23 protein-coding genes and 2 riboswitches are annotated in these 21844 nt (G+C 31.5%); of the genes, 2 read left to right on the forward strand and 21 right to left on the reverse strand.

Annotated elements, in window-relative coordinates; translation table 11 throughout:
* Positions 1 to 210 precede the first annotated feature (210 nt).
* Entirely contained in the window at positions 211 to 1620 is a 1410-nt protein-coding gene (rpoN, locus tag J2Z76_RS06840) for an RNA polymerase factor sigma-54 (RefSeq protein WP_209511264.1), read from the reverse strand.
* Between the two features lie 268 nt (positions 1621 to 1888).
* Positions 1889 to 1978, forward strand: a riboswitch (glycine riboswitch).
* A 117-nt stretch (positions 1979 to 2095) separates the two neighbouring features.
* Here rpoN and J2Z76_RS06845 point away from each other — a divergent pair.
* Positions 2096 to 2365, forward strand: coding sequence for an ACT domain-containing protein (locus J2Z76_RS06845; protein ID WP_209511265.1), 270 nt, complete (start codon positions 2096 to 2098; stop codon positions 2363 to 2365).
* A 21-nt stretch (positions 2366 to 2386) separates the two neighbouring features.
* Complete coding sequence (locus tag J2Z76_RS06850) at positions 2387 to 3745, forward strand: PFL family protein (RefSeq protein WP_209511266.1); 1359 nt, start codon at positions 2387 to 2389, stop codon at positions 3743 to 3745.
* Positions 3746 to 3848: 103 nt separating this feature from the next.
* Here J2Z76_RS06850 and grdD read toward each other — a convergent pair whose 3' ends face one another.
* The 20 genes from grdD to J2Z76_RS06950 form a co-directional block, all read right to left on the reverse strand.
* Complete coding sequence (gene grdD / locus J2Z76_RS06855; RefSeq protein ID WP_209511267.1) at positions 3849 to 5021, reverse strand: glycine/sarcosine/betaine reductase complex component C subunit alpha; 1173 nt, start codon at positions 5019 to 5021, stop codon at positions 3849 to 3851.
* Positions 5022 to 5031: 10 nt separating this feature from the next.
* On the reverse strand, positions 5032 to 6567 hold the full coding sequence (gene grdC, locus J2Z76_RS06860) for a glycine/sarcosine/betaine reductase complex component C subunit beta (RefSeq protein WP_209511268.1): 1536 nt from the start codon (positions 6565 to 6567) through the stop codon (positions 5032 to 5034).
* Between the two features lie 109 nt (positions 6568 to 6676).
* A complete protein-coding gene (gene grdA, locus J2Z76_RS06865; protein ID WP_209511269.1) occupies positions 6677 to 7150 on the reverse strand; it encodes a glycine/sarcosine/betaine reductase complex selenoprotein A in 474 nt (157 codons plus the stop codon).
* Between the two features lie 67 nt (positions 7151 to 7217).
* Positions 7218 to 7535: a thioredoxin TrxA gene (trxA, locus tag J2Z76_RS06870; RefSeq protein WP_209511270.1), complete on the reverse strand. Its 318-nt coding sequence runs from the start codon at positions 7533 to 7535 to the stop codon at positions 7218 to 7220.
* A 19-nt stretch (positions 7536 to 7554) separates the two neighbouring features.
* Positions 7555 to 8487: a thioredoxin-disulfide reductase gene (trxB, locus tag J2Z76_RS06875; protein WP_209511271.1), complete on the reverse strand. Its 933-nt coding sequence runs from the start codon at positions 8485 to 8487 to the stop codon at positions 7555 to 7557.
* Positions 8488 to 8695: 208 nt separating this feature from the next.
* On the reverse strand, positions 8696 to 10000 hold the full coding sequence (gene grdB / locus J2Z76_RS06880; protein ID WP_209511272.1) for a glycine reductase complex selenoprotein B: 1305 nt from the start codon (positions 9998 to 10000) through the stop codon (positions 8696 to 8698).
* A gap of 21 nt (positions 10001 to 10021) precedes the next feature.
* Positions 10022 to 11302 carry a glycine/sarcosine/betaine reductase component B subunit gene (locus J2Z76_RS06885; RefSeq protein ID WP_209511273.1) on the reverse strand — a complete coding sequence of 427 codons (1281 nt, stop codon included), beginning with the start codon at positions 11300 to 11302 and terminating at the stop codon, positions 10022 to 10024.
* A 35-nt stretch (positions 11303 to 11337) separates the two neighbouring features.
* The gene (locus J2Z76_RS06890; RefSeq protein ID WP_209511274.1) at positions 11338 to 11700 is read right to left on the reverse strand and encodes a GrdX family protein; all 363 of its coding nucleotides are present in this window, start codon (positions 11698 to 11700) and stop codon (positions 11338 to 11340) included.
* 139 nt (positions 11701 to 11839) lie between these two features.
* Positions 11840 to 11948: riboswitch (glycine riboswitch) on the reverse strand.
* A 57-nt stretch (positions 11949 to 12005) separates the two neighbouring features.
* A complete protein-coding gene (locus J2Z76_RS06895; RefSeq protein WP_209511275.1) occupies positions 12006 to 13634 on the reverse strand; it encodes a Na/Pi cotransporter family protein in 1629 nt (542 codons plus the stop codon).
* Between the two features lie 27 nt (positions 13635 to 13661).
* Entirely contained in the window at positions 13662 to 14132 is a 471-nt protein-coding gene (gene trmL, locus J2Z76_RS06900) for a tRNA (uridine(34)/cytosine(34)/5-carboxymethylaminomethyluridine(34)-2'-O)-methyltransferase TrmL (RefSeq protein ID WP_209511276.1), read from the reverse strand.
* Between the two features lie 148 nt (positions 14133 to 14280).
* A complete protein-coding gene (nth, locus tag J2Z76_RS06905) occupies positions 14281 to 14904 on the reverse strand; it encodes an endonuclease III (protein WP_209511277.1) in 624 nt (207 codons plus the stop codon).
* A 2-nt stretch (positions 14905 to 14906) separates the two neighbouring features.
* Positions 14907 to 15188 carry a DUF503 domain-containing protein gene (locus J2Z76_RS06910; RefSeq protein ID WP_209511278.1) on the reverse strand — a complete coding sequence of 94 codons (282 nt, stop codon included), beginning with the start codon at positions 15186 to 15188 and terminating at the stop codon, positions 14907 to 14909.
* Complete coding sequence (gene queG, locus J2Z76_RS06915; protein WP_209511279.1) at positions 15185 to 16273, reverse strand: tRNA epoxyqueuosine(34) reductase QueG; 1089 nt, start codon at positions 16271 to 16273, stop codon at positions 15185 to 15187. The genes J2Z76_RS06910 and queG overlap by 4 nt, the downstream gene beginning before the upstream one ends.
* A gap of 132 nt (positions 16274 to 16405) precedes the next feature.
* On the reverse strand, positions 16406 to 16948 hold the full coding sequence (locus J2Z76_RS06920; RefSeq protein ID WP_209511280.1) for a 2-oxoacid:ferredoxin oxidoreductase subunit gamma family protein: 543 nt from the start codon (positions 16946 to 16948) through the stop codon (positions 16406 to 16408).
* Positions 16949 to 17695: a thiamine pyrophosphate-dependent enzyme gene (locus tag J2Z76_RS06925; RefSeq protein ID WP_209511281.1), complete on the reverse strand. Its 747-nt coding sequence runs from the start codon at positions 17693 to 17695 to the stop codon at positions 16949 to 16951. It lies immediately after the preceding gene.
* Positions 17695 to 18756, reverse strand: a complete 1062-nt coding sequence (locus J2Z76_RS06930; RefSeq protein WP_209511282.1) for a 3-methyl-2-oxobutanoate dehydrogenase subunit VorB — start codon at positions 18754 to 18756, stop codon at positions 17695 to 17697. Before J2Z76_RS06930 ends, J2Z76_RS06925 begins: the two co-directional genes overlap by 1 nt.
* Before the next feature lie 15 nt (positions 18757 to 18771).
* A complete protein-coding gene (locus J2Z76_RS06935) occupies positions 18772 to 18987 on the reverse strand; it encodes a 4Fe-4S dicluster domain-containing protein (protein WP_209511283.1) in 216 nt (71 codons plus the stop codon).
* Between the two features lie 16 nt (positions 18988 to 19003).
* Complete coding sequence (locus J2Z76_RS06940; protein ID WP_342455022.1) at positions 19004 to 19678, reverse strand: ATP-binding protein; 675 nt, start codon at positions 19676 to 19678, stop codon at positions 19004 to 19006.
* A 42-nt stretch (positions 19679 to 19720) separates the two neighbouring features.
* Positions 19721 to 20791, reverse strand: coding sequence for a butyrate kinase (buk, locus tag J2Z76_RS06945; RefSeq protein WP_209511285.1), 1071 nt, complete (start codon positions 20789 to 20791; stop codon positions 19721 to 19723).
* A gap of 15 nt (positions 20792 to 20806) precedes the next feature.
* Entirely contained in the window at positions 20807 to 21706 is a 900-nt protein-coding gene (locus J2Z76_RS06950; protein ID WP_209511286.1) for a phosphate butyryltransferase, read from the reverse strand.
* Positions 21707 to 21844 lie beyond the last annotated feature (138 nt).

The raw sequence follows: 21844 nt of genomic DNA on the forward strand, positions 1-21844 counted from the left end.
ATATTTGTTTTTTTAAATAAATACATCTAAATTGCATTAATATAGTATGAAATTAGGATTATTTTTATTATTTAATTTTTTTAAATAAAACTATTAACAAGAATAACATTTATATATACCATTACCTTATCAATAGTTAGATGTAATGTTTTTCGTCATATGTTGTATGTTTTTTCGTCATATGTGCATTTTTTTACACAATTGATGTCTCTAAAATCTTCTTCTCATAGAAGAAGAAGGAATTCTCATTTCATCTCTATACTTTGCAACTGTTCTCCTTGATATATTGATACCGCTTTCTCCTAATATATCAGCAATTTTTTGATCGCTAAGAGGTTTTTGTGTGCTCTCGTTTTTTATCAAATCTTGAATTTGAGTTTTTACACTTGTAGAAGAAACAGCTTCAATGCCATTATCATTTTCTAATCCACTTGCAAAGAAATACTTTAATTCAAATATTCCTCTAGGTGTTTGTACATATTTTCCATTTGTAGCTCTACTTACTGTTGATTCATGTACGCCAATATCTTCTGCAACATCTTTAAGCACTAAAGGCTTAATAGCAGTATTACCTTCATCAAAAAATTTCCTTTGAAATTTAAGAATCGATTCTACTACTTTATATAAAGTCATCCTTCTTTGCTCAATACTTTTTATTAGCCACATAGAAGAATTAAGCTTATCTGTAAGAAATTTATTTGCTTCCTTATCATCTAAATTACTAATCATACTTTTATAATATCCGCTTATAGTGAGCATTGGTAAGTTGCTATCATTTACAATTATTATATATTCCCCATCAATTTTTTCTATAGTAGCATCAGGAACAATATATCTAATGTTATCACTATCAACTATAAATCCTCTAGCTGGTTTCGGCTCGAGCATTTTTATAATATCAAAAATACTTTGTACTCTTTTTACAGTTATATGCAATTCTTTAGCTATTTTTTGTATCTTATTTGTAGCAACATCTTCAAGATATTTTTCTACAATAATATAAGCATTCTTATCTTGAATACCTTTTTCTTTAAGTTGAATCATCAAGCATTCGCTTAAGTTTCTAGCTCCAACTCCTAGTGGATCAAAAGATTGCACTAACCTAAGAATTTTTTCTATTTCGACTACATCCTCATTCAACAAAAGGCTTATATCTTGCATAGTACACCCAAGATAACCTTTATTATCTAAAGATTCTATTATGAATTCCCCAATTCTCTTTTCTTTCTGTGTTTTTACAGAAACACCAAGTTGAAGCATCAAATGGTCTTTTAAGGACATTTTTTTAGATGTATACGTTTCAAAAGTCTGTTTTTCTTCTGAATTAACAGCATTTCCATATGCTTTATAGCTAATATCATCATATTTCTCGATAACATCTTTCCAATCAATTTCATCTTTTTTATCATTTTTACTAGTCTCTACATGGTTATCCTCTTTGGAGATTGCTTCATTATTTTTATCAATAGATTCTAGAAATGGATTGACTTCAAGCTGCTTTTCTATATATTCAGTCAATTCAACATTATTAAATTGTAAGATTTGTATTGCCTGTCTTAATTCAGGCGTCATTATTAGCTTTTGAGTTTGGGTTAGATTTAATTCAAATCCCATCTTCATAATATCACTCCTCACGTAGCTATATACATTATATCAAATTTTATCTACTTTTCAATCTTTATTATTTTACAATTCTAAGTATATATTAAATATGCAAATAATACATTTATCTCAATATCATAATTACATTATATCAAAAAAATTATATAAATGCTAATAATTTTATTTTTTAAATATAAATGCTTGATTTTTTTAATAATATAATATATACTATGCCTTAATTTAATAATATGGATGAAGTTGGAGGAAGATTTTATCGACCGTCAGCTGACATAACTCTGGAGAGACTCTTTATGAGCACCGAAGGGGAAAGTTATTTGATAACGAAACTCTCAGGTAAAAGGACAGAGATATAAAATACATAATAGTATTATATATTTTTGTGCTAAAAAGAGACTTCAATTAAGTCTCTTTTTGTTTATAACTAATTAGTAAGTAAATATTATTAAAAATCAAAAAAATCATGGAGGATGAAATGAAAGCAATTTTAACAATAATAGGCAAGGACAAGGTAGGGATTATTTCAACTATATCTACTCTTTTAGCAAATAGAAATGTTAATATTTTAGATATAAACCAAACGGTCATGAAAGAATACTTCACTATGATAATGCTTGTTGATTTAGATAAATTAGATACTGAGTTTTCTAACTTGCAAGATGAATTGGTAAAAAAGGGACAAGAAATACTTATGGATATTAAAATTCAAAGAGAAGATATATTTGATAAAATGTATGAAATATAATTAAATTTAAGGATGGTAAAAATGATAAATACTAAAAATATACTAGAAACAATTAAAATGGTTGATAAATACAACTTTGACATTAGAACAATAACTATGGGTATCTCTCTACTAGATTGTGCAGATACAAATGGAGAAAAATCTAGAATTAAAATTTATGATAAAATAACAAAGTTATCAGAACATTTTGTAGAAATAGCTGAAAAAACAGAAAAAGAATTTGGAATACCAATAATCAATAAAAGAATTTCAGTTACACCTATTTCTATAATAGCTGGTTCTAGCAGTGATACCGATTATGTTAAGTATGCTGAAGTTTTGGACAAAGCCGGAGATACAGCAGGAGTGAATTTTATTGGTGGTTTTTCCGCATTAGTGCAAAAAGGATTTACTAAAGGAGATAGAATACTTATCAACTCAATACCACAAGCCTTAGCTTCAACTAACAAGGTATGTTCTTCTGTAAATCTTGCTACAACTAAATCTGGAATTAATATGGATGCCGTAAAATTAATGGGTAAGATAATAAAAGAAACTGCTTATCTTACTAGAGAAAATGATAGTATAGGATGTGCTAAATTAGTTGTTTTTGCTAACGCAGTGGAAGATAATCCTTTTATGGCTGGTGCATTTCATGGAGCTGGCGAATCCGAAACTTGCTTAAGTGTAGGGGTTAGCGGCCCTGGTGTTGTTAAGAATGCTTTAGAAAAAATTAAAGGTGAAGATTTTGAAACTGTTTGTGAAACTATTAAAAGAACTGCATTTAAAATCACTAGAGCTGGAGAAGTAATTGCAAAAGAAATATCTAAAAGAATGAATGTCCCTTTTGGCATAATGGATTTATCGTTAGCACCTACTCCAGAAATAGGTGACAGCGTAGCGAGAATTTTAGAAGAAATTGGACTAGAAAGCTGTGGTGCTCATGGTACTACTGCTGCACTTGCATTGTTAAATGATGCTGTAAAAAAGGGTGGTATCATGGCATCTTCAAATGTAGGAGGTCTAAGCGGTGCATTTATACCTGTTAGCGAAGATGAGGGTATGATATCTGCAGTAAATAATGGTTCTATAAATATAGAGAAACTAGAAGCTATGACATGTGTTTGTTCTGTAGGATTAGATATGATTGCTATACCAGGAGATACTCCTGACTCAACTATCTCAGCAATCATAGCTGATGAATGTGCAATCGGTGTTATAAATCAGAAATCAACTGCTGTAAGACTTATTCCCGTTTATGGAAAATCAGTGGGGGAAACAGCAGAATTTGGAGGACTTTTAGGTAGAGCTCCGCTAATGGCTGTAAGCAAATTTTCAAGTGAAGATTTTATTAATAGAGGCGGAAGAATACCTGCCCCAATCCATAGTTTTAAAAACTAAAAAAATGGTTACATATGAATAACCATTTCATTATCTGTAAAATTTTGGTACGCATATAATGCGTACCAAATATAAACAATTTATTATTTACACAAACTGTTTTTTAGCAATCAACTTTTTCTTTTGAAATAAATTCTGCATCTGCTAAAGCTTTAATAGCTTCATTTGTTTTAGCTTCATTTACTAAAATTATTGGTCCTGTACAGCCCATTCCACTTTCTGCATATATTCCTTTTTTCCACAGAGCTTTCACTGCATCTTCTAGGTCCATAATTTCTATTCCTGAAATTTGTGATGTTACTACTTCTTTTTTTGGTGCTTGTATTTCTTCTGTAACTGCTTCTTTTTTTGTTGTTTTTAAGCTATTTAATATTTCTTTTAATCCAGCTTTATTTGCTTTTGCAAACTCTTCTTTTGATATTTCTAAACAGTTCCCTTTTACAAGCTCTGCTGCATATTTGATTGCTCCTTCTACTAGTGGTGCTCCTGATGCTCTTGATATTATCATTATTAGTTTGTCGAAGTTTTCTCCTATGCCTGGTCCATATCCGTATCCTATTGACTCATAGCTTCCACCCGTTGTATATGATGAGAATATTTTTATCATTAGATTTCCTGTTAATGAATCCATTACCATTACATCGCATGATCCCATTAATAGGTCATTTCCCCTCATTATACATCCTCCATCTGCTCTTTGTGATTCTGCAAATGCGATGTCATATCCTTGGTCTTTTAATTTTTTTAGTGCTATTTCTGTTTGTCTTGCTCCATCTATATTGAGTATTCCTATTGTTGGATTTTTAATTCCACAGGCTTTTGCTGTTATTATTCCATAGATTGCATTTTTTACCATGCCTTCTACTTTGTCTGTTGATGATGTTCCTGTTGTTGTTGCTATGAACATCTCTTTACCTTTTCCTGGTGTTATTATTCTTCCTACTGTTGATACTCCTATTGGGAATGGATAATGCATTGTTACTGCACCGTCTATTTCTTTTGAATTTAATAATTGTTCCATTCTTTTATGGGTTTCTTCTTCTGTTTCTACTTTTGATAGTTTTACCCCTTCTTTTGTTTGTGAACCTATTAGGGTTACTTCTATCCCACTTTTTTGTGCTTTTAATGCTGCTTCTATTATATTTTCTTCTCCATGTTCGCTACCCATGGATGTGATTCCAATTCTTGGCTTATTACCATATTCGCCAGTTGCAAGTGTATCAGCTAACTGATCAAATATTTTTCCTATTATTTGATTTACTTGTTTTTCTGACATATACCTACTCCTATTCTGATAACAGATTTGTTGCGAAATTTTTCAAAGCTTCTGCTATTAATCCTTTTATTTGTTCTTCTGATACTGTTCCTTTTTCTTCTGTCTTTCCTTTGTTCTTCTCTATTACAAATGATACTCCATCGAATAGGTTTGTCATTCTTCCTAAGAATAAACTTCCTTTTCCTATTATCATAGCATTTTTTATTTTTTCATCTAATATATCTTGTCTTCCAAATCCTATATATGGTACTCCTGATGGTATGTGTCCTTGGGTTGGAGCCCAACCTACCATACCATGTTTATCTGCGAATGTTGCTAATTCTGTTCTTTCTATGTCCCCTCTTTTTACTGCTAGGGCTCCTATCATTTTGTAGTTTGCTGCTGGTACATCTCCTGCTCCTGCTGGCTTTGTTATGTCTGGGTTTTGCATTTCTACTGAATATTTGTCTATATCTGTTATTTTCATCCCTACTTTGTCTAGTGATTGTGTTACTAGTGATGTTATTACTGCTTGTGGTGATGACCCTGTTCCTACCATGTGCTTTCCTACTAGGTCTACTCTTATTTCTGGGTTAACGCCATCATTTTCGCTTATTAATACTGCAAATCCTCCTAGTACGTCTTCTAGTATTGGCAGTCCTTTTTTTACGTGATCTTTTCCATTCATTCCTAGTTTTGCTGTACATCCACCTGCTGATACTATTACATTTTTGTATGTTCCTGCTTTTACTAGTGATGCTGCCACTATTAGTGCGTGTGTTGGTGCTGCACAGAATCCTCTTACGTCTGAGCCTGTTGAATTTACTAAACCTGCTACTTCTGCACATGCTTTGGCGAAGTTTCCTCCTCCTCTTTGGTTCATATCTCCACATGCTTCTTCTGAACAATCTATTACATAGTCTATTTCTTCTTTTTTTATATCATTTTTTGCTATTAGGTTCATTATTGCTAGTACGTTTGTTGCTTTTGATGTTAGGTTTTCGTGTATTACATGCGCGCTTAGGTTTACATCTAAATCGTGTGCTCTTTTTACGCATCCTACTAACACTTTGTTGTGATATAATGGCTCTGAATGCTCTTCTTCTACTAATTTTTTTATTAACTCTACTTCTTCGCCTTCTTTTAATCTATCCATTAGGTCTTTGCCTACTAATGGGTGTTTTTCTAGGTTTTGTTTTGTTTCTGCTACGAAGTTCTTTTCTAATTTTACTAAATCGAATACATCACACATTTGCATTAAGCATATGAACTCGTCTTGTGGCATTATTTCCCCATATTTTCCGTATCTTGTTGCACCTTCGATTTCTTTGTCATGCCATGGTTGCTCAATTTTTGCTAATTCTTCTGGTGTTACGTTTCCTATATATGCTTGGTTTGGTGGATATTTTACTACTTGTTCATATGTTCTTAAATGTTCTTCTAGTTTTTTTAAATATTCTGATTCAGGATTTACTTGTCTTTCTGTTGTTTGTGTTGTTCCATTGTGCATTACCATATCTGGTGTGAATGCAAGTATATAACTTGCTCCTTTTATTACACTATTCATTGTTTTCCTCCGCTTATTATATTAATGATTTTCTTTATTTAAAAAAATTGCCCCACAATTTTTTAACTGTGAAGCAATTTTATCTATAGTTTAATGTAAGCTGTTGCGACTAGAGATATTTACAGAATTCTTCTCTTATTGGAGCCATTTCTGAAATTATATCATCAACATCCAACACCATTTCCATCATACCTACTTGTTCATCGTATATAGCTTCATCTACTTCATTTTTTATTTCTGGTTCACATACGTGGAATACACTGAGTCCTAACTGAACTCCTGTCAATGGACCTGCAAATGTTGGGTCTCCGTTAGTTACTGTTTCAGCAGCTAATCCTGATGCTTCGCCTTCTGATGCTCCTAATACTACTACTAGGTTTTCTGCACCAAATTTCTCTGCGAATTCTTTTACCCTCTTTTGATTTTCTAAATCCATTGCTCCTGCGGCAGTTCAGACAAAGCATTCTGTTGATGAAAATATTACTTCTGCTCCAGCACTTTTTACACATTCTTCTATTGCTGGGCCTGGTATTCCATCTCTGTCGCCTATTATTATTACTTTTTTTCCTTGTAATAAGCTCATTTTCTTCCTCCTATTTTATTTTGTTTTTTTAAAATTATTTTCATTTTTTTGTCATATATATTTAATTTTATATATATTTCTTAATTAATGCTTCTACATTTTCTGGTGTCGCATCTTCTTTTACTAATTCTTCTACTTTTTCTCCACCTTTGTAGATTGCTATTACTGGTAATCCTAATATTTTTTGTCCTATTGCTACTCTTCTTGCTTTTGTTGTGTTTAGTTTTGTGAATTTTAATTGTTCTCCGTATTTTTCTGATAATGACACTACGTGTGGCATCAATGCTTCACATGGTGCGCATCCATCTCCAAAAAAGTCTACTAATACGTATCCTTCTGCTTGTAATACTTCTGCTTCAAAATTTGTTTTATCTAATACTAACATTTATATTGTACCTCCTATTTTATTCTGATATGAATTTTTCTGCCTGTACTGCTGCTATTGCTCCGTCTGCTGCTGCTGTAACTACTTGTCTCAGGCTTTTTACTCTAACATCTCCTGTTGCATATACACCTTCTATATTTGTTTTCATATCTGCATCTGTTACGATGTATCCATTTTCCATATTTATTATACCTTCGAATATTTTTGTCTTTGGTGTGTATCCTATGAATACAAATATACCGAATATTCCATCGTCTTCGTCTGCTTCTACTTCTGTTAATTCTCCTGTTTTTAGATTCTCTAATACCATTGAATTAACTAATCCATCGCCTTTGATTTCTTTTACTGCACTATCCCATATAAAATTAACTTTTGGATTTGCAAATGCCTTTTCTTGGATTGATTTCGCAGCTCTTAGCTCATCTCTTCTATGGATTATTGATACTTTTCTTGCGAATTTTGTTAAGTACATAGCTTCTTCTACTGCTGTGTCTCCACCGCCTACTACATATACTTCTAAATCTTCAAAGAATGCTGCGTCGCATGTAGCACAATATGATACGCCTTTTCCTGTGAATGTTTTTTCTCCAGGGCATCCTATTGGTCTTGATGATGCTCCGGTGGCTATTATTACTGTTTTTCCTACATATTCGCCTTTTTTGCCTACTAAAACTTTTTCTTTTCCTTCAAGTTTAGCTTCAAGTATTTCATCGTATACTTTTTCCGCTCCAAAGTGCTTTGCTTGTTCAGACATTCTGTCTATAAGTGTAGGACCTGATTCTCCTTCAAGACAGCCAGGATAATTTTCAACCTCTGATGTAAGTACTATTTGTCCACCATCTTTTTCTCTTTCAATAACTAATGTGCTTAATCTAGCTCTACCAGCATATAGCGCTGCTGATAATCCTGCTGGACCAGCTCCAATAATTATTACATCATAAACTTTGCTCATTTCACACCTCTTTCACATAAGTTATTACCATTATTATACCATGCAATTTACGTTCCAAAACATTAATTTTTCTGTTTTTTATTAATCTTTAAATTTCAATGCTTTGTTTGGCAAGAAAATAGATTTTTTACTAAAATCTATTTTCTTAGAATTAAACAGAGCAATATAATTCTCAGAGAGAATTATATTGCATTACATACACAGTAAATTATTTTTCAAATACTGTTTGACCTGTAACTTCAGTTTCCAATGCTCTTAATGCTCTACCTACTAAGTTCCTTCTTATATCTCTTTCTTCTTCAAGAGTTAAAGTAGGATTTCCTAGAGGATGAGGTATAGCTATAGTAGGAACTATTCTATTAGCTCCAACAGTTAAAGATATAGGAACTACAGTACACATGTGCACAACTGGAATTCCTGCTCTTTCAATTTCTTTTACCATCGTTGCACCGCAACGAGTACAAGTACCTCAGGTTGATGTAAGAATAACTGCATCTACTCCATCAGCTTTTAATTTTTTGCTAAATTCTTCAGCAAAACCCTTTGAACTCTTAACAGCAGTACCATTTCCAACTGTAGTATAGAAATATTTGTGTAAAGAACCAATTTTACCTTGCTTTTCAAATTCTCTTAATATATCAACAGGTAATACTCTGTCAGCATCTAAATTTGCATACACAGGGTCATATCCACCATGAGCTGTTTCATAAGTTGCTTCCGTTAAGTCCATAACGCCATCAATATCATATTCTCCATATTTTGAAGCGCTTGATGATTCAATATGGTCTGGATTTCCTTTTGGTACGATTCCTCCAGAAGTTACCAATGCTATTTTTGCTTTTGTAATATCTTTTACTGCAGGATTTGGATCTACTCTATCAAAATCTGGCATTGGAAATTCTGTTACATATTCTTTACCAGATAGTTTTTTAATAAGCATATCTACTGCTCTTTTTGATCCTCTTTCTTTTTCAAAAAAGTTAACTCTAATACCATTAGGCATGTAACCTTCTTCTATAGAAGCACCAATTTTTTCACCTTTAGCAAGTTTTAATGCAAGTGGTGCCATTTTTTTAACTGCATCTCTCATACCTGCTGCTGAATTTTTTGTTGAAACCATATATATTTTATTTTTAAACATATCAGCACCAGGATTTTCTTTATACATTCCTGTTAATGAAGGAATTCCAAGCTCTTCCTTTACTGCTGTAGCTATAGTTCCACAAGCAACTCCATATCTACCTGCGTTAAATGCTGGACCAGCTATAAATAAATCCGGATTGTATTTTTTAACCATATCTAGTACTACTTTTTTTGCTTCTTCAAGATTTTCATTAAAATATGAATCTCCACATACAATTGTAGCAACAATTTCTGCTTCATCTCCAAATGCTTGTTTAAAAGCTAAACCGGGGCCTACAACTCCCTCTCTAACCTCAGCAGGGATATGTGCCATTTCTTCTCCGCCTACATTAGCAAAGAATTGATTAATATATTGAACTACTTTTATCATTATTTTCTCCTCCCTTCTCTACTAACGTGCACTTAATTTATTAAAGCCCATTTCATTAGTGGCTCCTGTAATTACCTGTAGCTCTGCTGTTATACTTCCATCGGCATGTAAACTACCATCAAAGCCTCCAGCAATTATATCTGCAACTTTAGAATAACCAATAACTTTATCCAAAGCTGGTAACTCTATAACTTGATTAGCATTTCCACCTGTTACAACTGCATCTGCACTAGCATCTGCATCTGCAAGTGATTGAGATGACCCATCTCTTCCAGCATATTCATCTGTTATTATAACTGTTTTTATTCCTTTTGTTTCTATTTTTTTACAGTTCATAATTAAATCTGTATCCGGATTTCCAAAACCTTCTTGAGATATCAAAACTCCATCCAATCCCAAAAATTCCGCTAGTTTTGCGCTCCAATTAGAAGATCTCTCCTTATCTGCCAAATAAACATTTTCGTTTGTAATTATTACGCCAACAAAGTTTAAAGTTTTTCCGTGTTCTGCAAACAAATCGTGAACAACAGGATTATTTAAATGATGATATGTTGTATTTTTATCACATGCAGATACGCAGTTACCACTTACTATAGCTCCATCCATTATTTCTGTAGGATAAAGCATTGTAGTTAAGCTTTGTTTAGCATCTACTCCATATACATATGTATCATGCATTAAGCCCTGGCTTTGTAACATTAATACATAAGCTACTCTAGGTAATTCAGGATATGCTTTTATTCCTTCAGTAACTGATAAAGTTTCAAATGTTTCAGTTTCATCAGGAGTTAAGCTTCTAGCAAGTTCACCAAGATATAAAGCAACTTTATAGCCTGCAAATCTAAGAGCTTTTTCATGTTCATGTTGTTTTAAACCCTCTTTAGGTTCACAAACTAAAACTAAATTGTTCAATTTCGAAAACGGTGTGTATTCAGATCCAGTTCCAGTCATATCTATAATACCTTCTTGGAATCCTACAATTTTACCTGTAGTAACAACTGCTGCACCTTTTAAAACATTAGTTTTTCCTGATCCAACTGTTTCAACCTTATTTACCATGCCTGGGAATATACCTCCAGGCCCATCAACCTTAACTCTTGGCTCTATAACATCTTTGACAGGCATTATACGAATACTTTCACCTGGTTTAGCCAGCTCAACCTCAGCTGATATAAAATTTTGATCTTCTAGAATTATTTTTCTTACTTCTTCCTTACTAACATAAAGTGTTCCATTTTCTACCTTTGATACTTCAGCAAACTGAATGTCTTTAATAAAAACGTATCCTAATTCTAATTTCAAAAAAATCACCTCCGAAATATTTTATTTATTATCATTTATGTATTTAATGCACTCTCAAGTACAGTTAAATCAATTAGTTTAAAATCTTCTATTATCTTTTCAGAATAATTATTATACACTTTCATATTATTGAATTTATCATATGCAATTATTGAATTCTCAATAATTATTAGTGAGTTATAATTAATATTCCCCTTATTATCAGAAATTATTATAGACTTATATGGAGTTTCATTTGGTTTTATACTGCTCGACAAAGGATGTGTTAACAATTCGTACCCTTCATGTATTTTATCTCTTGTTGTAATCAAAACATCTTTAAATCCACCATTAATAAAATTAATGTTATAATCATTTTTATACTTCTCATAAACGGTATTATTATTTGTTATTATCATAGTTAATCTCCATTTTTATTAATAAATAAAATTTTAGATAAAAAAAGAACAGAAAGCAATGCCTTCTGCTCTGTTATTGACCTGAGAGATTCCTCCAATATTACGAGTTGCTCCTTCGGTGCTACGCTTTTCAGAGTTTTGTCTGATTACGGTCCTTTTGCCTGAGATCATCATTAACAACATGGCATATTGTTAACTTAATCCTTCGGCGCTGTTAATATAATAACAGTCTCTCCCGTAAACTTCATCCAATATATTCAACTAAATTCATTATATATAACCTTTTATAATAAATCAAGCTTTATTTATAAAATAATTTTATTTTTTTTATTTATTACTTCAAGTATTGTAATTGCAATGTTTGATGAATGATCCCCTATTCTCTCTAAATTGCTTATAGTATCTAAAAATATTACACCCGAATTTGGTTCACATATGCGATTATTCAATCTATCAATATGATTTTTTCTTAACAATTTAAACATATTATCTATTTCTTTATCTCTATTTAAAACCATGTGACAGTCATCACAATCAATAGTTGATAACGCATCTAAAGAAAGTTCAAATACTTCATTAGTTAAATCATACATCTCCATAAATTCTTGATTAGCTGATTCCGAGAAAGAAACATTATTTTCTATTTTATATAAAGCAAGCTCTGCTATATTATCTGCATGATCCCCAACACGTTCTAGATCGTTTAAAGTGTTCATCATAGTTACAAGTTTATCTTTTTCATCGTCGGTTAATGACTCTTTGTCTAACTTAACTAAATACTCAAGAATTAGCTTTGTTAATGCATTTACTCTTTTTTCTATTTCAAAAACTTCATAAACAGAAGTTTCATTTTTATTTACAAATGCATCTGATGATATTTCAAATTGATTTTGCACCATACGTCCTAATCTTAATAGTTCCTTAGATGCTTGTGTTAATGCTATCGGTGGTGTTGCAAGAAGTCTTTGGTCTATATATTTTACTACATTTTCCTTATCGTCTTCATTTCCTCCCTTAACAATGATTTCAGATGCCCTTACCAAATATTTCGAGAATGGGAATAATATAATTACATTTATTATGTTAAACAATATATGTGCAACTGCAATTTGTTTAGGCACATAACTAGGAACAATTTCAAGTACTAACGCTTGAATAGGTCTGCTCAAAAAAATTATAAAAATAAGTGTTCCAATTATATTAAACAATAAATGTATAACCGCTGCCCTTTTAGCAGTTTTATTTGCACCTATACTTGATAGCATAGCAGTAACACATGTACCTATATTTTGTCCAAAAATTACTGGATACGCCATTCCTAAGGTTACTCCACCACTTGCAGATAATGCTATTAACAGACCCGTAGTAGCACTGCTGGATTGCAATATTGCAGTCATAGAAAAGCCTACCAATATTCCCAAGAGTGGATTAGTAAATTTAGTCATTGCATCAATAAATAATGAAGAATTTTTCATAGGCTCCATTGCGCTTTTCATTAAATCCATACCTACAAATAGAATCCCAAATCCTATTATTACTTCAGCTATATTTTTTATTTTTTTCTTTTTTGAAGACAAATATACAAAAACACCAATTCCTACAAACAATGTAGCTAATTTAGTTATATCTAAAGATACTAATAATGCAGTAGTTGTAGTTCCAATATTTGCTCCCATTATAATTCCTATAGCTTGATTTAAGTTCATTAAACCCGCATTTACAAAACCAATTGTCATAACAGTAGTGGCACTACTAGATTGAATTACAGCAGTAACTAATGTTCCAACTAAAAGACCAGTAAAATTATTTTTAGTCAAGGCTGCCAATAGGTTTTTCATTTTATTTCCAGCGGCTTTTTGTAGACCATCACCCATATAGTTCATTCCAAACAAGAATAAGCCCAAGCCACCTATTAAACTAATTGCAATATCCATTTTTCCTCCAATTGTAAAAACTAAACTTTATTTTAAGCTAGGAAAATCCAATTGTCTAAGTGCTTCATACATTACTATATTTACTGAATTGGCAAGGTTTAATGACCTTGCATGCACATTATCAATCATTGGAATTTTTATTCTATTATTATTGTATTTCACATGTATATAATCAGGCAAGCCTGCAGTTTCCTTCCCAAACACTATAAAACAATTATCTTTGTATTTTACATCAGTATAAAACTTACTTTCCTTAGTTGTTGCAAAAAATATTTCTTCTTCTTTTGCTATTTCAAGTAATTCTTCAATATTTTCATAATACTTAATATTTACTAAATCCCAATAATCCAAACCTGCTCTCTTAAGATACTTATCGCTTACGGAAAACCCTAATGGTTTTATCAAGTGTAGATTAGAACCTGTAGCGGCACAAGTCCTAGCTATATTGCCTGTATTTTGTGGGATTTCTGGTTCAAACAAAACTATATTTAATGGCATTTATTTCTCCTATATATTATTAATTTTATCAATAAAAGAAATTATATCATTTAATGATAATATAATAAAGACTTATTTTATTTATTGCGACAATATTTTGCTTTTTATTTACAAATAGTAAAATTTATAAAATATTTTAAACAATTAATTACTTGGCTTTAAAATATGTGCATATATTCTTTAAACAGCATATTTCACATTTAGGATTTTGTGCTATACAAACTTCTCTACCATGAGTTATAAGTAAATGGTGCATGAGATGCCATTTTTTTTTAGATAACTTTTTCATCATTTCATCAGAAACTTTGTCAGCAGTAGAACCTTTTGCAAGACCTAATCGCCTTGAAACCCTAAATACATGAGTATCTACTGGAAATGCAGGAATTTTAAAAGCTTCAACTAAAACAACACTAGCTGTTTTTCTTCCAACACCAGAAAGTGACATAAGCTCTACCATTGTCTTTGGTACTTCTTTATTGAATTTATCTCTTAATTCTCTACACATATTATATATATTTTTTGACTTGTTTTTATACAATCCAATTTTTTTGATTTTATTTTCAATTTCTTCTTGAGTTAAAGTTAAAAAGCTGTCTACATCAGGATATAGCTTGTATAATTTTTCAGTGACATTATTCACACTTTTATCAGTTGCCTGTGCACTTAATATTGTTGATACTAAAAGCTGAAATGGCGTTCCATAATCAAGGCTGCACTTAGCATTTGGATATTCAATCTCTAATAATTGGTATGCCTTATCTGCTTTTGTCATTTCTAGAGCACCTCCATAAAATGATTTATAATTTCAACTCTTTCATCATTATCAATAAAGTCAATTATCTTACTGATAGTTGAATCACATAAAATTTTACTATTAGATACAACCGAAACACCTATAAGTGATCTATTCCACAAATCAAGATAATCTACCTCGGCTACAGATACATTGAATCTAGCCTTAATTCTTTCTATAATACTTTTTATGACATGTCTTTTTTCTTTAAGTGAATTTGACTCGAATATTATTAGTTCAATTTGGCATGTTCCAACTATCATATCTTTTCCTCCAATAACTTCTTATATTCATCTATTATTATATCATTTTCATATTTTAAATTACTATGCAATATATCTAGAGTTTTTTCCCTATTAAGATTTATTAGAGCCCAAGCTGAATAGATTTTAATCATATCAGATGGATTTTTTAATTCTTCTTTTAGCAAATCAAACATATATTTCAAATCCAAATTAGCAATTGAAATTATAGCATTTCTTTTCCAAATATTTTTACCCCTCCAACCACCAGAGGTACTTCCGTATTTACTTAAAAACTGCGAATTGGTTATAGATAATAATTCTTTTAAGTCAACTAATAACGAATTATAATCATTAGTTGTTTTTTCTAATAATATTTCCCCGTTTTTTGGACATACAAGTTGACAAACATCACAGCCATAAATATGATTACCCATCTTTTCTCTATATTCTATTGGTATATAATTTTTAGTTTGAGTTAAATATGAAATGCATTTTTTAGTATTTATTTTGCCATTTTTTAATATAGCGTTATTAGGACATGATTTAATACAAATATCACAATCTTTACATATGTCTACAAATTTATTACTATTTTCTTCGATTTCTAAATCCGTTAAAACATAACCTAAATAAATAAAAGACCCTAAAGTTTCATTTATCAACAAACTATTTTTACCGTAATTTCCAATTCCAGATTTTCTACAAATTTCTTTATCTACTAACGGTAATGTATCAACGCATATTTTATATTTGAAATCTACATACTTTCCTAATTTATTTACAAATTCTTTTAGCGACTTATTTACTATATGATGATAATCTTCACCATATGATATCAAGCTAATTAATCCTTTATCACTTTTATTAATATTCTTGTATCCTCTTGCATAAGAAAAACCAACTGCTATTATACTTTTACAATCAGGAAACACATTTTTTGCATTCAACCTTTTTTCTATATCTTGCTCTTGTAATTCATTATAATAATTTTTATCAATTCGATCATTAAAAATTGGTCTTAAATAATCATAATTTAAAACCGATGTTATTCCCACTGTTTCATATCCCATATCATGTGCAACTTCATATATTTTTTGTTTCATGAAATTTTCCTCTTTATATTAATAAATATAATATACCATACAAAACATCCATAAATCAAACCTAAATTTAATTTAAAAAAAGATAAGCCCCGTTTAATTATGTAAATAAACAGGGCTTGTAATTTTATGAAATTATTTTTTAACGGCTTCAGCACCTTTTAGCAACGCTTCTTTGTTAAGTGGAACAAGGTGTGATTTATTTTCTCCAAAAACTTTAACAAATGCTTTAAGAACAGATTCAATTTGCACTATTTTAGTTAATTCTACATATGCACCAAGCATTACCATATTAGCTACCTTAGGATTGCCAAGTTCTGATGCCAATTCATTTACAGGTACATAATAAGCATCAATATCTTTTCTAGAAGTTTCTACGTCTATTAATGACTTATTAATTATTATTTTACCTCCTGGCAAAACATCCATTTCAAATTTTAATAAAGAAGGTAAATTCATAATTAAAGCAGCTGTTGCATCATGAGATATAACAGGTGAGCCTATCATACTATCCGAAACCATTACATCACAGTTTGCAGTTCCACCTCTCATTTCAGGTCCATATGACGGGAGCCAAGAAACCTCTTTATTCTCAAGCATTCCTGCATATGCTAAAAGTTTTCCCATTGCCATAATACCTTGACCACCAAAACCTGCCATTATTACTTTTTCATCCATTTATTTTACCTCCTCAAAATTTCTAAAATTTTGCAAAGGATAATATGGTATCATATTTTCTTCAAGCCATTTTAATGCATTAACAGGAGTTTTGCCCCAGTTAGTTGGACATGTAGATAATACCTCAACAATTGCAAATCCCTCACCTTTAATTTGACATTCAAATGCCTTTTTAATTGCTTTTTTAGCTTTTCTAATGTTTGCAGGTGTATTAACTGCTACTCTTTCTACAAACCTTGCACCATCAATAGTAGCAAGCATCTCTGATATTTTAATTGGTTTGCCACAAAGTGCTTCATCTCTTCCTAAAGGCGCTGTTGTAGCTTTTTGACCTACCAAAGTAGTAGGTGCCATTTGTCCACCAGTCATACCATATATACCATTATTAACAAATATAGTAGTAATTTTTTCAGCTCTATGTGCAGCATGAACTATTTCTGCTGTTCCTATAGATGCTAAGTCTCCATCTCCTTGATAAGTAAATACTATGTTTTCAGGTAACACTCTTTTAATTCCTGTTGCTACAGCAGGTGCTCTACCATGTGAAGCTTCTTGCATATCGCAACTAAAGTAATCATATGCTAAAACTGAACAACCAACAGGTGCAACCCCGATTGCATCATCTAATATATTTAACTCAACTAAAACTTCAGCTACTAATTTATGTATTACTCCATGAGTACAACCTGGACAATAATGCAATTGTGCATCTGTTAATCCTTTTGATTTTTCATATACAATAGTCATTATTTTATACCTCCTGCAATTTTCTCAATATCTGTCAAAATGCTTGCTGGAGTAGGAATCATACCACCCGTTCTACCGTTAAAATATACAGGGAATTTACCTTCAACAGCTATTTTTACATCATCAATCATTTGTCCTGTACTCATTTCAACAGTCAGTACACCTTTTGCATTTGGATTAATCTTTTTAAATATCTCATATGGATATGGCCATAAAGTTATAGGTCTAATTAATCCTACTTTTATTCCTTTTTCTTCACTTAATTTTATTGCATTTTTAACTATTCTTGAAGTTGTTCCATAAGCAACACAAACAACATCAGCATCCTCTAAACCGAATGATTCATATATAACTTCTTTTTCTTCTATTAATTTGTATTTTTCTTCAAGCTTAAGATTATGTTTTTCAAGCAACTCTGAATCTAAATACAATGAATTAACTATGTTATGAGTTCTTTTTCCTTTAGTACCTGTAGTTGACCAATCTTTTTCAGGAAGATCTATTTTTTTAGGTTCCTTGAATTCTACAGCTTCCATCATTTGCCCAATCATTCCATCTGCTAATATTAAAACAGGAGTTCTGTATAAATCTGCTTTATCAAACGCTTCCATGACGTAGTCAACAGTTTCTTGAATGCTTGATGGAGCATACACAATAGTTCGGTAATCTCCATTCCCACCGCCTCTTGTAGCTTGGAAATAATCAGATTGACTTGGCTGAATGCTACCAAGGCCTGGACCACCTCTCATCATATTTACTATTACACATGGTAATTCCGCACCTGCACAATATGTAATTCCTTCTTGCTTCAATGAAATTCCAGGACTTGAAGAACCAGTCATAACCCTTGCGCCAGTTCCTGCAGCACCATACACCATATTTATAGCAGCTAATTCACTTTCTGCTTGTAAAAAAACTCCTCCAACTTTAGGAAGTTCTAAAGACATATATTCTGGCAGTTCACTTTGTGGTGTAATAGGATACCCAAAAAAGTATTTACAACCAGCTTTTATAGCTGCTGCTCCAACTGCTTCATTTCCTTTCATTAATACCTTAGCCATAATTTACCTCCGTTTTTATAATCTCTCTACTTTAATTACTGAATCAGGACACATAATTGCACAATTACCACAAGCAATACACTCATCTTGGTCTGTTACATATGCCGGATTATAACCTTTCTTATTTATTACATTTTTATTCAAACTAATTATTTTTTTAGGACATACAGAAACGCACAATTCGCATCCCTTACATATGTCTTCATTAAATGTAACTTTTCCTTTTGCCATAATAACCTCCATTTTTTTAGCTCATCCATTCTTCCCTCATGTATAAATTTAAAGGGAATAACTTAGCCTTTATTTCTTCACTTACAATTTTATCTGCTATATTCATCATTGCAGATTCATATCTTATGGGAACATCAATTTCCCAAGATACCTCCTTAGAAAGCTCATGACCTAATTCAACATCCGATACACTAGTATCTTTTAACAAATGTGTGTTATTAATTAGTCCTGTAACTTTTAAACCTGATGTACTTTCTATGTCTTTTAAATATCTTATGACATTTTCTTTAGTTTGAGTTTCTGGTCTGTTACCATTTATTACATAAAACAAATCATAATCCATCATTTTAATTTGATCTGAAAATCTAGCAAGAACTCTTGCTCCTACAGGATCTCCACCTATATCAAGTATAGCCTTCATATTCAAATTTGTTATGCTCCCCATAATTCCAGCAGGTAGAGCAGGCAAATCTAAAGTCTGATTGTTTATACTACTATCTAGCACCTGTATCCCCATGTCTTCCAACAAAATCTTTTTCTCCCTAGAACGAAAATAAGGATTTACTATATCTAAGTCTGCTAAACTTACATTACTATAACTATTTTTCATTTTAACTGCATAGTTTACTGCAAACTCTGTCTTTCCGCTTCCATAATGACCTGTAATAATTACTAATCTTTTATCTAGCACCAATTCCCCTCCTCACTAACAATCAGATTAATCAGTTGCTAATTAATACACTTTCGCATCTTCTACACCATTCAATACCCTAAGTCCACCTTGTGCCAAGGCTAACAATTCATCTTCCCCAGGATATGCTATAACTTCAGCAATGAAGCTAACTTTTTTACTAATCATGTCAACAAATTTTTTGTCGTATGCAATTCCACCAGTTATGATTATTGCATCAACATCTCCATCTAAAACAACAGCATATTCTCCTATAGCTTTTGCTACTTGATATGACATAGCTGTATAAATTAATTCTGCCTTTTTATTTCCACCATCAGCTAATTTACTGACTTCTTGTGCACTGTTTGTTCCTAAATAAGCAGTCAATCCACCTTTACCAACAACCATCTTGTTTATTTCTTCTTGTGTAAATTCTTTATTGAAACATGCTTTTATAATTTGACCTACTGGAAGAGAGCCTGATCTTTCTGGAGAAAACGGTCCTTCACCATTAAGTGCATTATTTACATCAATTGCTTTTCCTTTTCTATGTGCCCCAACTGAAATCCCTCCGCCTAGATGTGCAACTACAAAATTCATGTCTTCATATTTTTTTCCAAATTTTTCTACCGCTGCTCTTCTTGCTACCGCCTTCTGATTTAATGCATGCCAAATAGAAATTCTCTCAAAATCAGGGTGTCCACTAATTCTTGATACCTCCTGCATTTCATCTACAACAACAGGATCTACTATAAATGCTGGTACATTTACCTCATCTGCAATTGAACGAGAGATCAACCCACCAAGGTTTGATGCATGTTCACCAGTTACACCAGCTCTTAAATCTGAAACCATTTCATCGTTAACTTTGTACGTTCCACCTTCTATAGGTTTTAGTAATCCACCTCTACCAACAACCGAAGACAAAGAATTAAGTTCTATCTTATTAATTTTCAATTCTTCAAGTATTAAACTCTTTCTATATTCAAATTGTTCTGAAATCTTTTTATATTTACTTATTTCATCGGTTGAATGTCTAATTGTTTTTTCAAATATTTGATTTTCATCTTCATAAACCGCAATTTTGGTTGATGTTGAACCTGGATTTATAATCAATTGTCTTTTCGTCATAATATTTCTCCTTTATTACTTAGATGCACACAATACTGCTAATGCTATTGAATTTAATTTTGCTTTATCAGAATCTGCTCTAGAAGTAAGAACTATTGGCGCTTTAGCTCCTAACAATATCCCTGCATTTTCAGAATCCGAAAAGTATGTAAGTGATTTATATAAAACATTTCCTGCTTCAATATTCGGCATTAATAAGATGTCAGCATCACCTGCAACTGGGTCACTAACACCTTTAAGTTCAGCAGCTTCCTTTGATATTGCATTATCAAGTGCAAAAGGTCCTCCAACTATACAATCTAACAATTTACCACTCTTGTTTAATTCTACTAGCTCCTTTGCATCTACAGTAGCCTGCATTTTAGGATTTACCTTCTCCTTTGCACAAATTACTGCAACTTTTGGTTCTTCAATATCTAATGAACTTGTAAGTTTAATAGCATTTTCTAATATTTGTCTTTTTTCATCGGCATTTGGTGCAATATTCATTGCTGCATCTGTTACTAATAAAATTTTGTGATAATTTTTTATTTCAAACACTGCGGCATGACTCAAAATATTTCCTGTCCTTAATCCTATTTCCTTATCTAATATCGCTTTTAAAATTACTGAAGTATCCACTAAACCCTTCATAACAATATCAGCATTACCACTGCTAACCATAGATACTGCTTTAATACATGCACATTTATTATCTTTTTCGTCTATTACTTCAACTTTGCTTAAATCTAAACCAATTTTTTTTGATAATTCCTGTATTATTTCTTTGTCACCTACAAGAATAGGTATACAAATGTTTTCATCTAATGCTATCTTTATGGCTTTTAAAACATCCTCATCATTAGATGCAGCTACTGCTATTCTTTTAGGACCTTTTTTTTGTGCTGATTTAATTATTTCTTTAAATCCTTTCATATTTTCACCTCGTTTTATATACCTAGCAATTATCATACCATAAAATTCTTTAAATAAAAGAAAAAACAGACATTGAAATTTCAATATCTGTTAACACAACTTATAATTTTTTCCTTTTTTTTCTTGTTTTACGCAATT

Origin of the sequence: Sedimentibacter acidaminivorans (assembly GCF_017873955.1) — a bacterium.
In the GTDB taxonomy this organism is placed as follows: Bacteria; Bacillota; Clostridia; order Tissierellales; family Sedimentibacteraceae; genus Sedimentibacter; species Sedimentibacter acidaminivorans.

Coding starts and splice junctions, on each gene's coding strand:
- nth (WP_209511277.1), bottom strand. CDS start 14,904: ATGACAAAAGCAGATAAGGCATACCAATTATTAGAGATTGAATATCCA.
- J2Z76_RS06930 (WP_209511282.1), bottom strand. CDS start 18,756: ATGGCTAAGGTATTAATGAAAGGAAATGAAGCAGTTGGAGCAGCAGCT.
- grdC (WP_209511268.1), bottom strand. CDS start 6,567: ATGAATAGTGTAATAAAAGGAGCAAGTTATATACTTGCATTCACACCA.
- grdD (WP_209511267.1), bottom strand. CDS start 5,021: ATGTCAGAAAAACAAGTAAATCAAATAATAGGAAAAATATTTGATCAG.
- J2Z76_RS06935 (WP_209511283.1), bottom strand. CDS start 18,987: ATGGCAAAAGGAAAAGTTACATTTAATGAAGACATATGTAAGGGATGC.
- J2Z76_RS06890 (WP_209511274.1), bottom strand. CDS start 11,700: ATGATAATAACAAATAATAATACCGTTTATGAGAAGTATAAAAATGAT.
- trmL (WP_209511276.1), bottom strand. CDS start 14,132: ATGCCATTAAATATAGTTTTGTTTGAACCAGAAATCCCACAAAATACA.
- rpoN (WP_209511264.1), bottom strand. CDS start 1,620: ATGAAGATGGGATTTGAATTAAATCTAACCCAAACTCAAAAGCTAATA.
- J2Z76_RS06950 (WP_209511286.1), bottom strand. CDS start 21,706: ATGAAAGGATTTAAAGAAATAATTAAATCAGCACAAAAAAAAGGTCCT.
- trxB (WP_209511271.1), bottom strand. CDS start 8,487: ATGAGCAAAGTTTATGATGTAATAATTATTGGAGCTGGTCCAGCAGGA.
- J2Z76_RS06895 (WP_209511275.1), bottom strand. CDS start 13,634: ATGGATATTGCAATTAGTTTAATAGGTGGCTTGGGCTTATTCTTGTTT.
- J2Z76_RS06925 (WP_209511281.1), bottom strand. CDS start 17,695: ATGACTATTGTATATGAAAAATCAAAAGGATTAACAGATGCACAATTG.
- queG (WP_209511279.1), bottom strand. CDS start 16,273: ATGAAACAAAAAATATATGAAGTTGCACATGATATGGGATATGAAACA.
- trxA (WP_209511270.1), bottom strand. CDS start 7,535: ATGTTAGTATTAGATAAAACAAATTTTGAAGCAGAAGTATTACAAGCA.
- J2Z76_RS06920 (WP_209511280.1), bottom strand. CDS start 16,948: ATGGATGAAAAAGTAATAATGGCAGGTTTTGGTGGTCAAGGTATTATG.
- J2Z76_RS06845 (WP_209511265.1), top strand. CDS start 2,096: ATGAAAGCAATTTTAACAATAATAGGCAAGGACAAGGTAGGGATTATT.
- J2Z76_RS06850 (WP_209511266.1), top strand. CDS start 2,387: ATGATAAATACTAAAAATATACTAGAAACAATTAAAATGGTTGATAAA.
- buk (WP_209511285.1), bottom strand. CDS start 20,791: ATGACGAAAAGACAATTGATTATAAATCCAGGTTCAACATCAACCAAA.
- J2Z76_RS06910 (WP_209511278.1), bottom strand. CDS start 15,188: ATGATAGTTGGAACATGCCAAATTGAACTAATAATATTCGAGTCAAAT.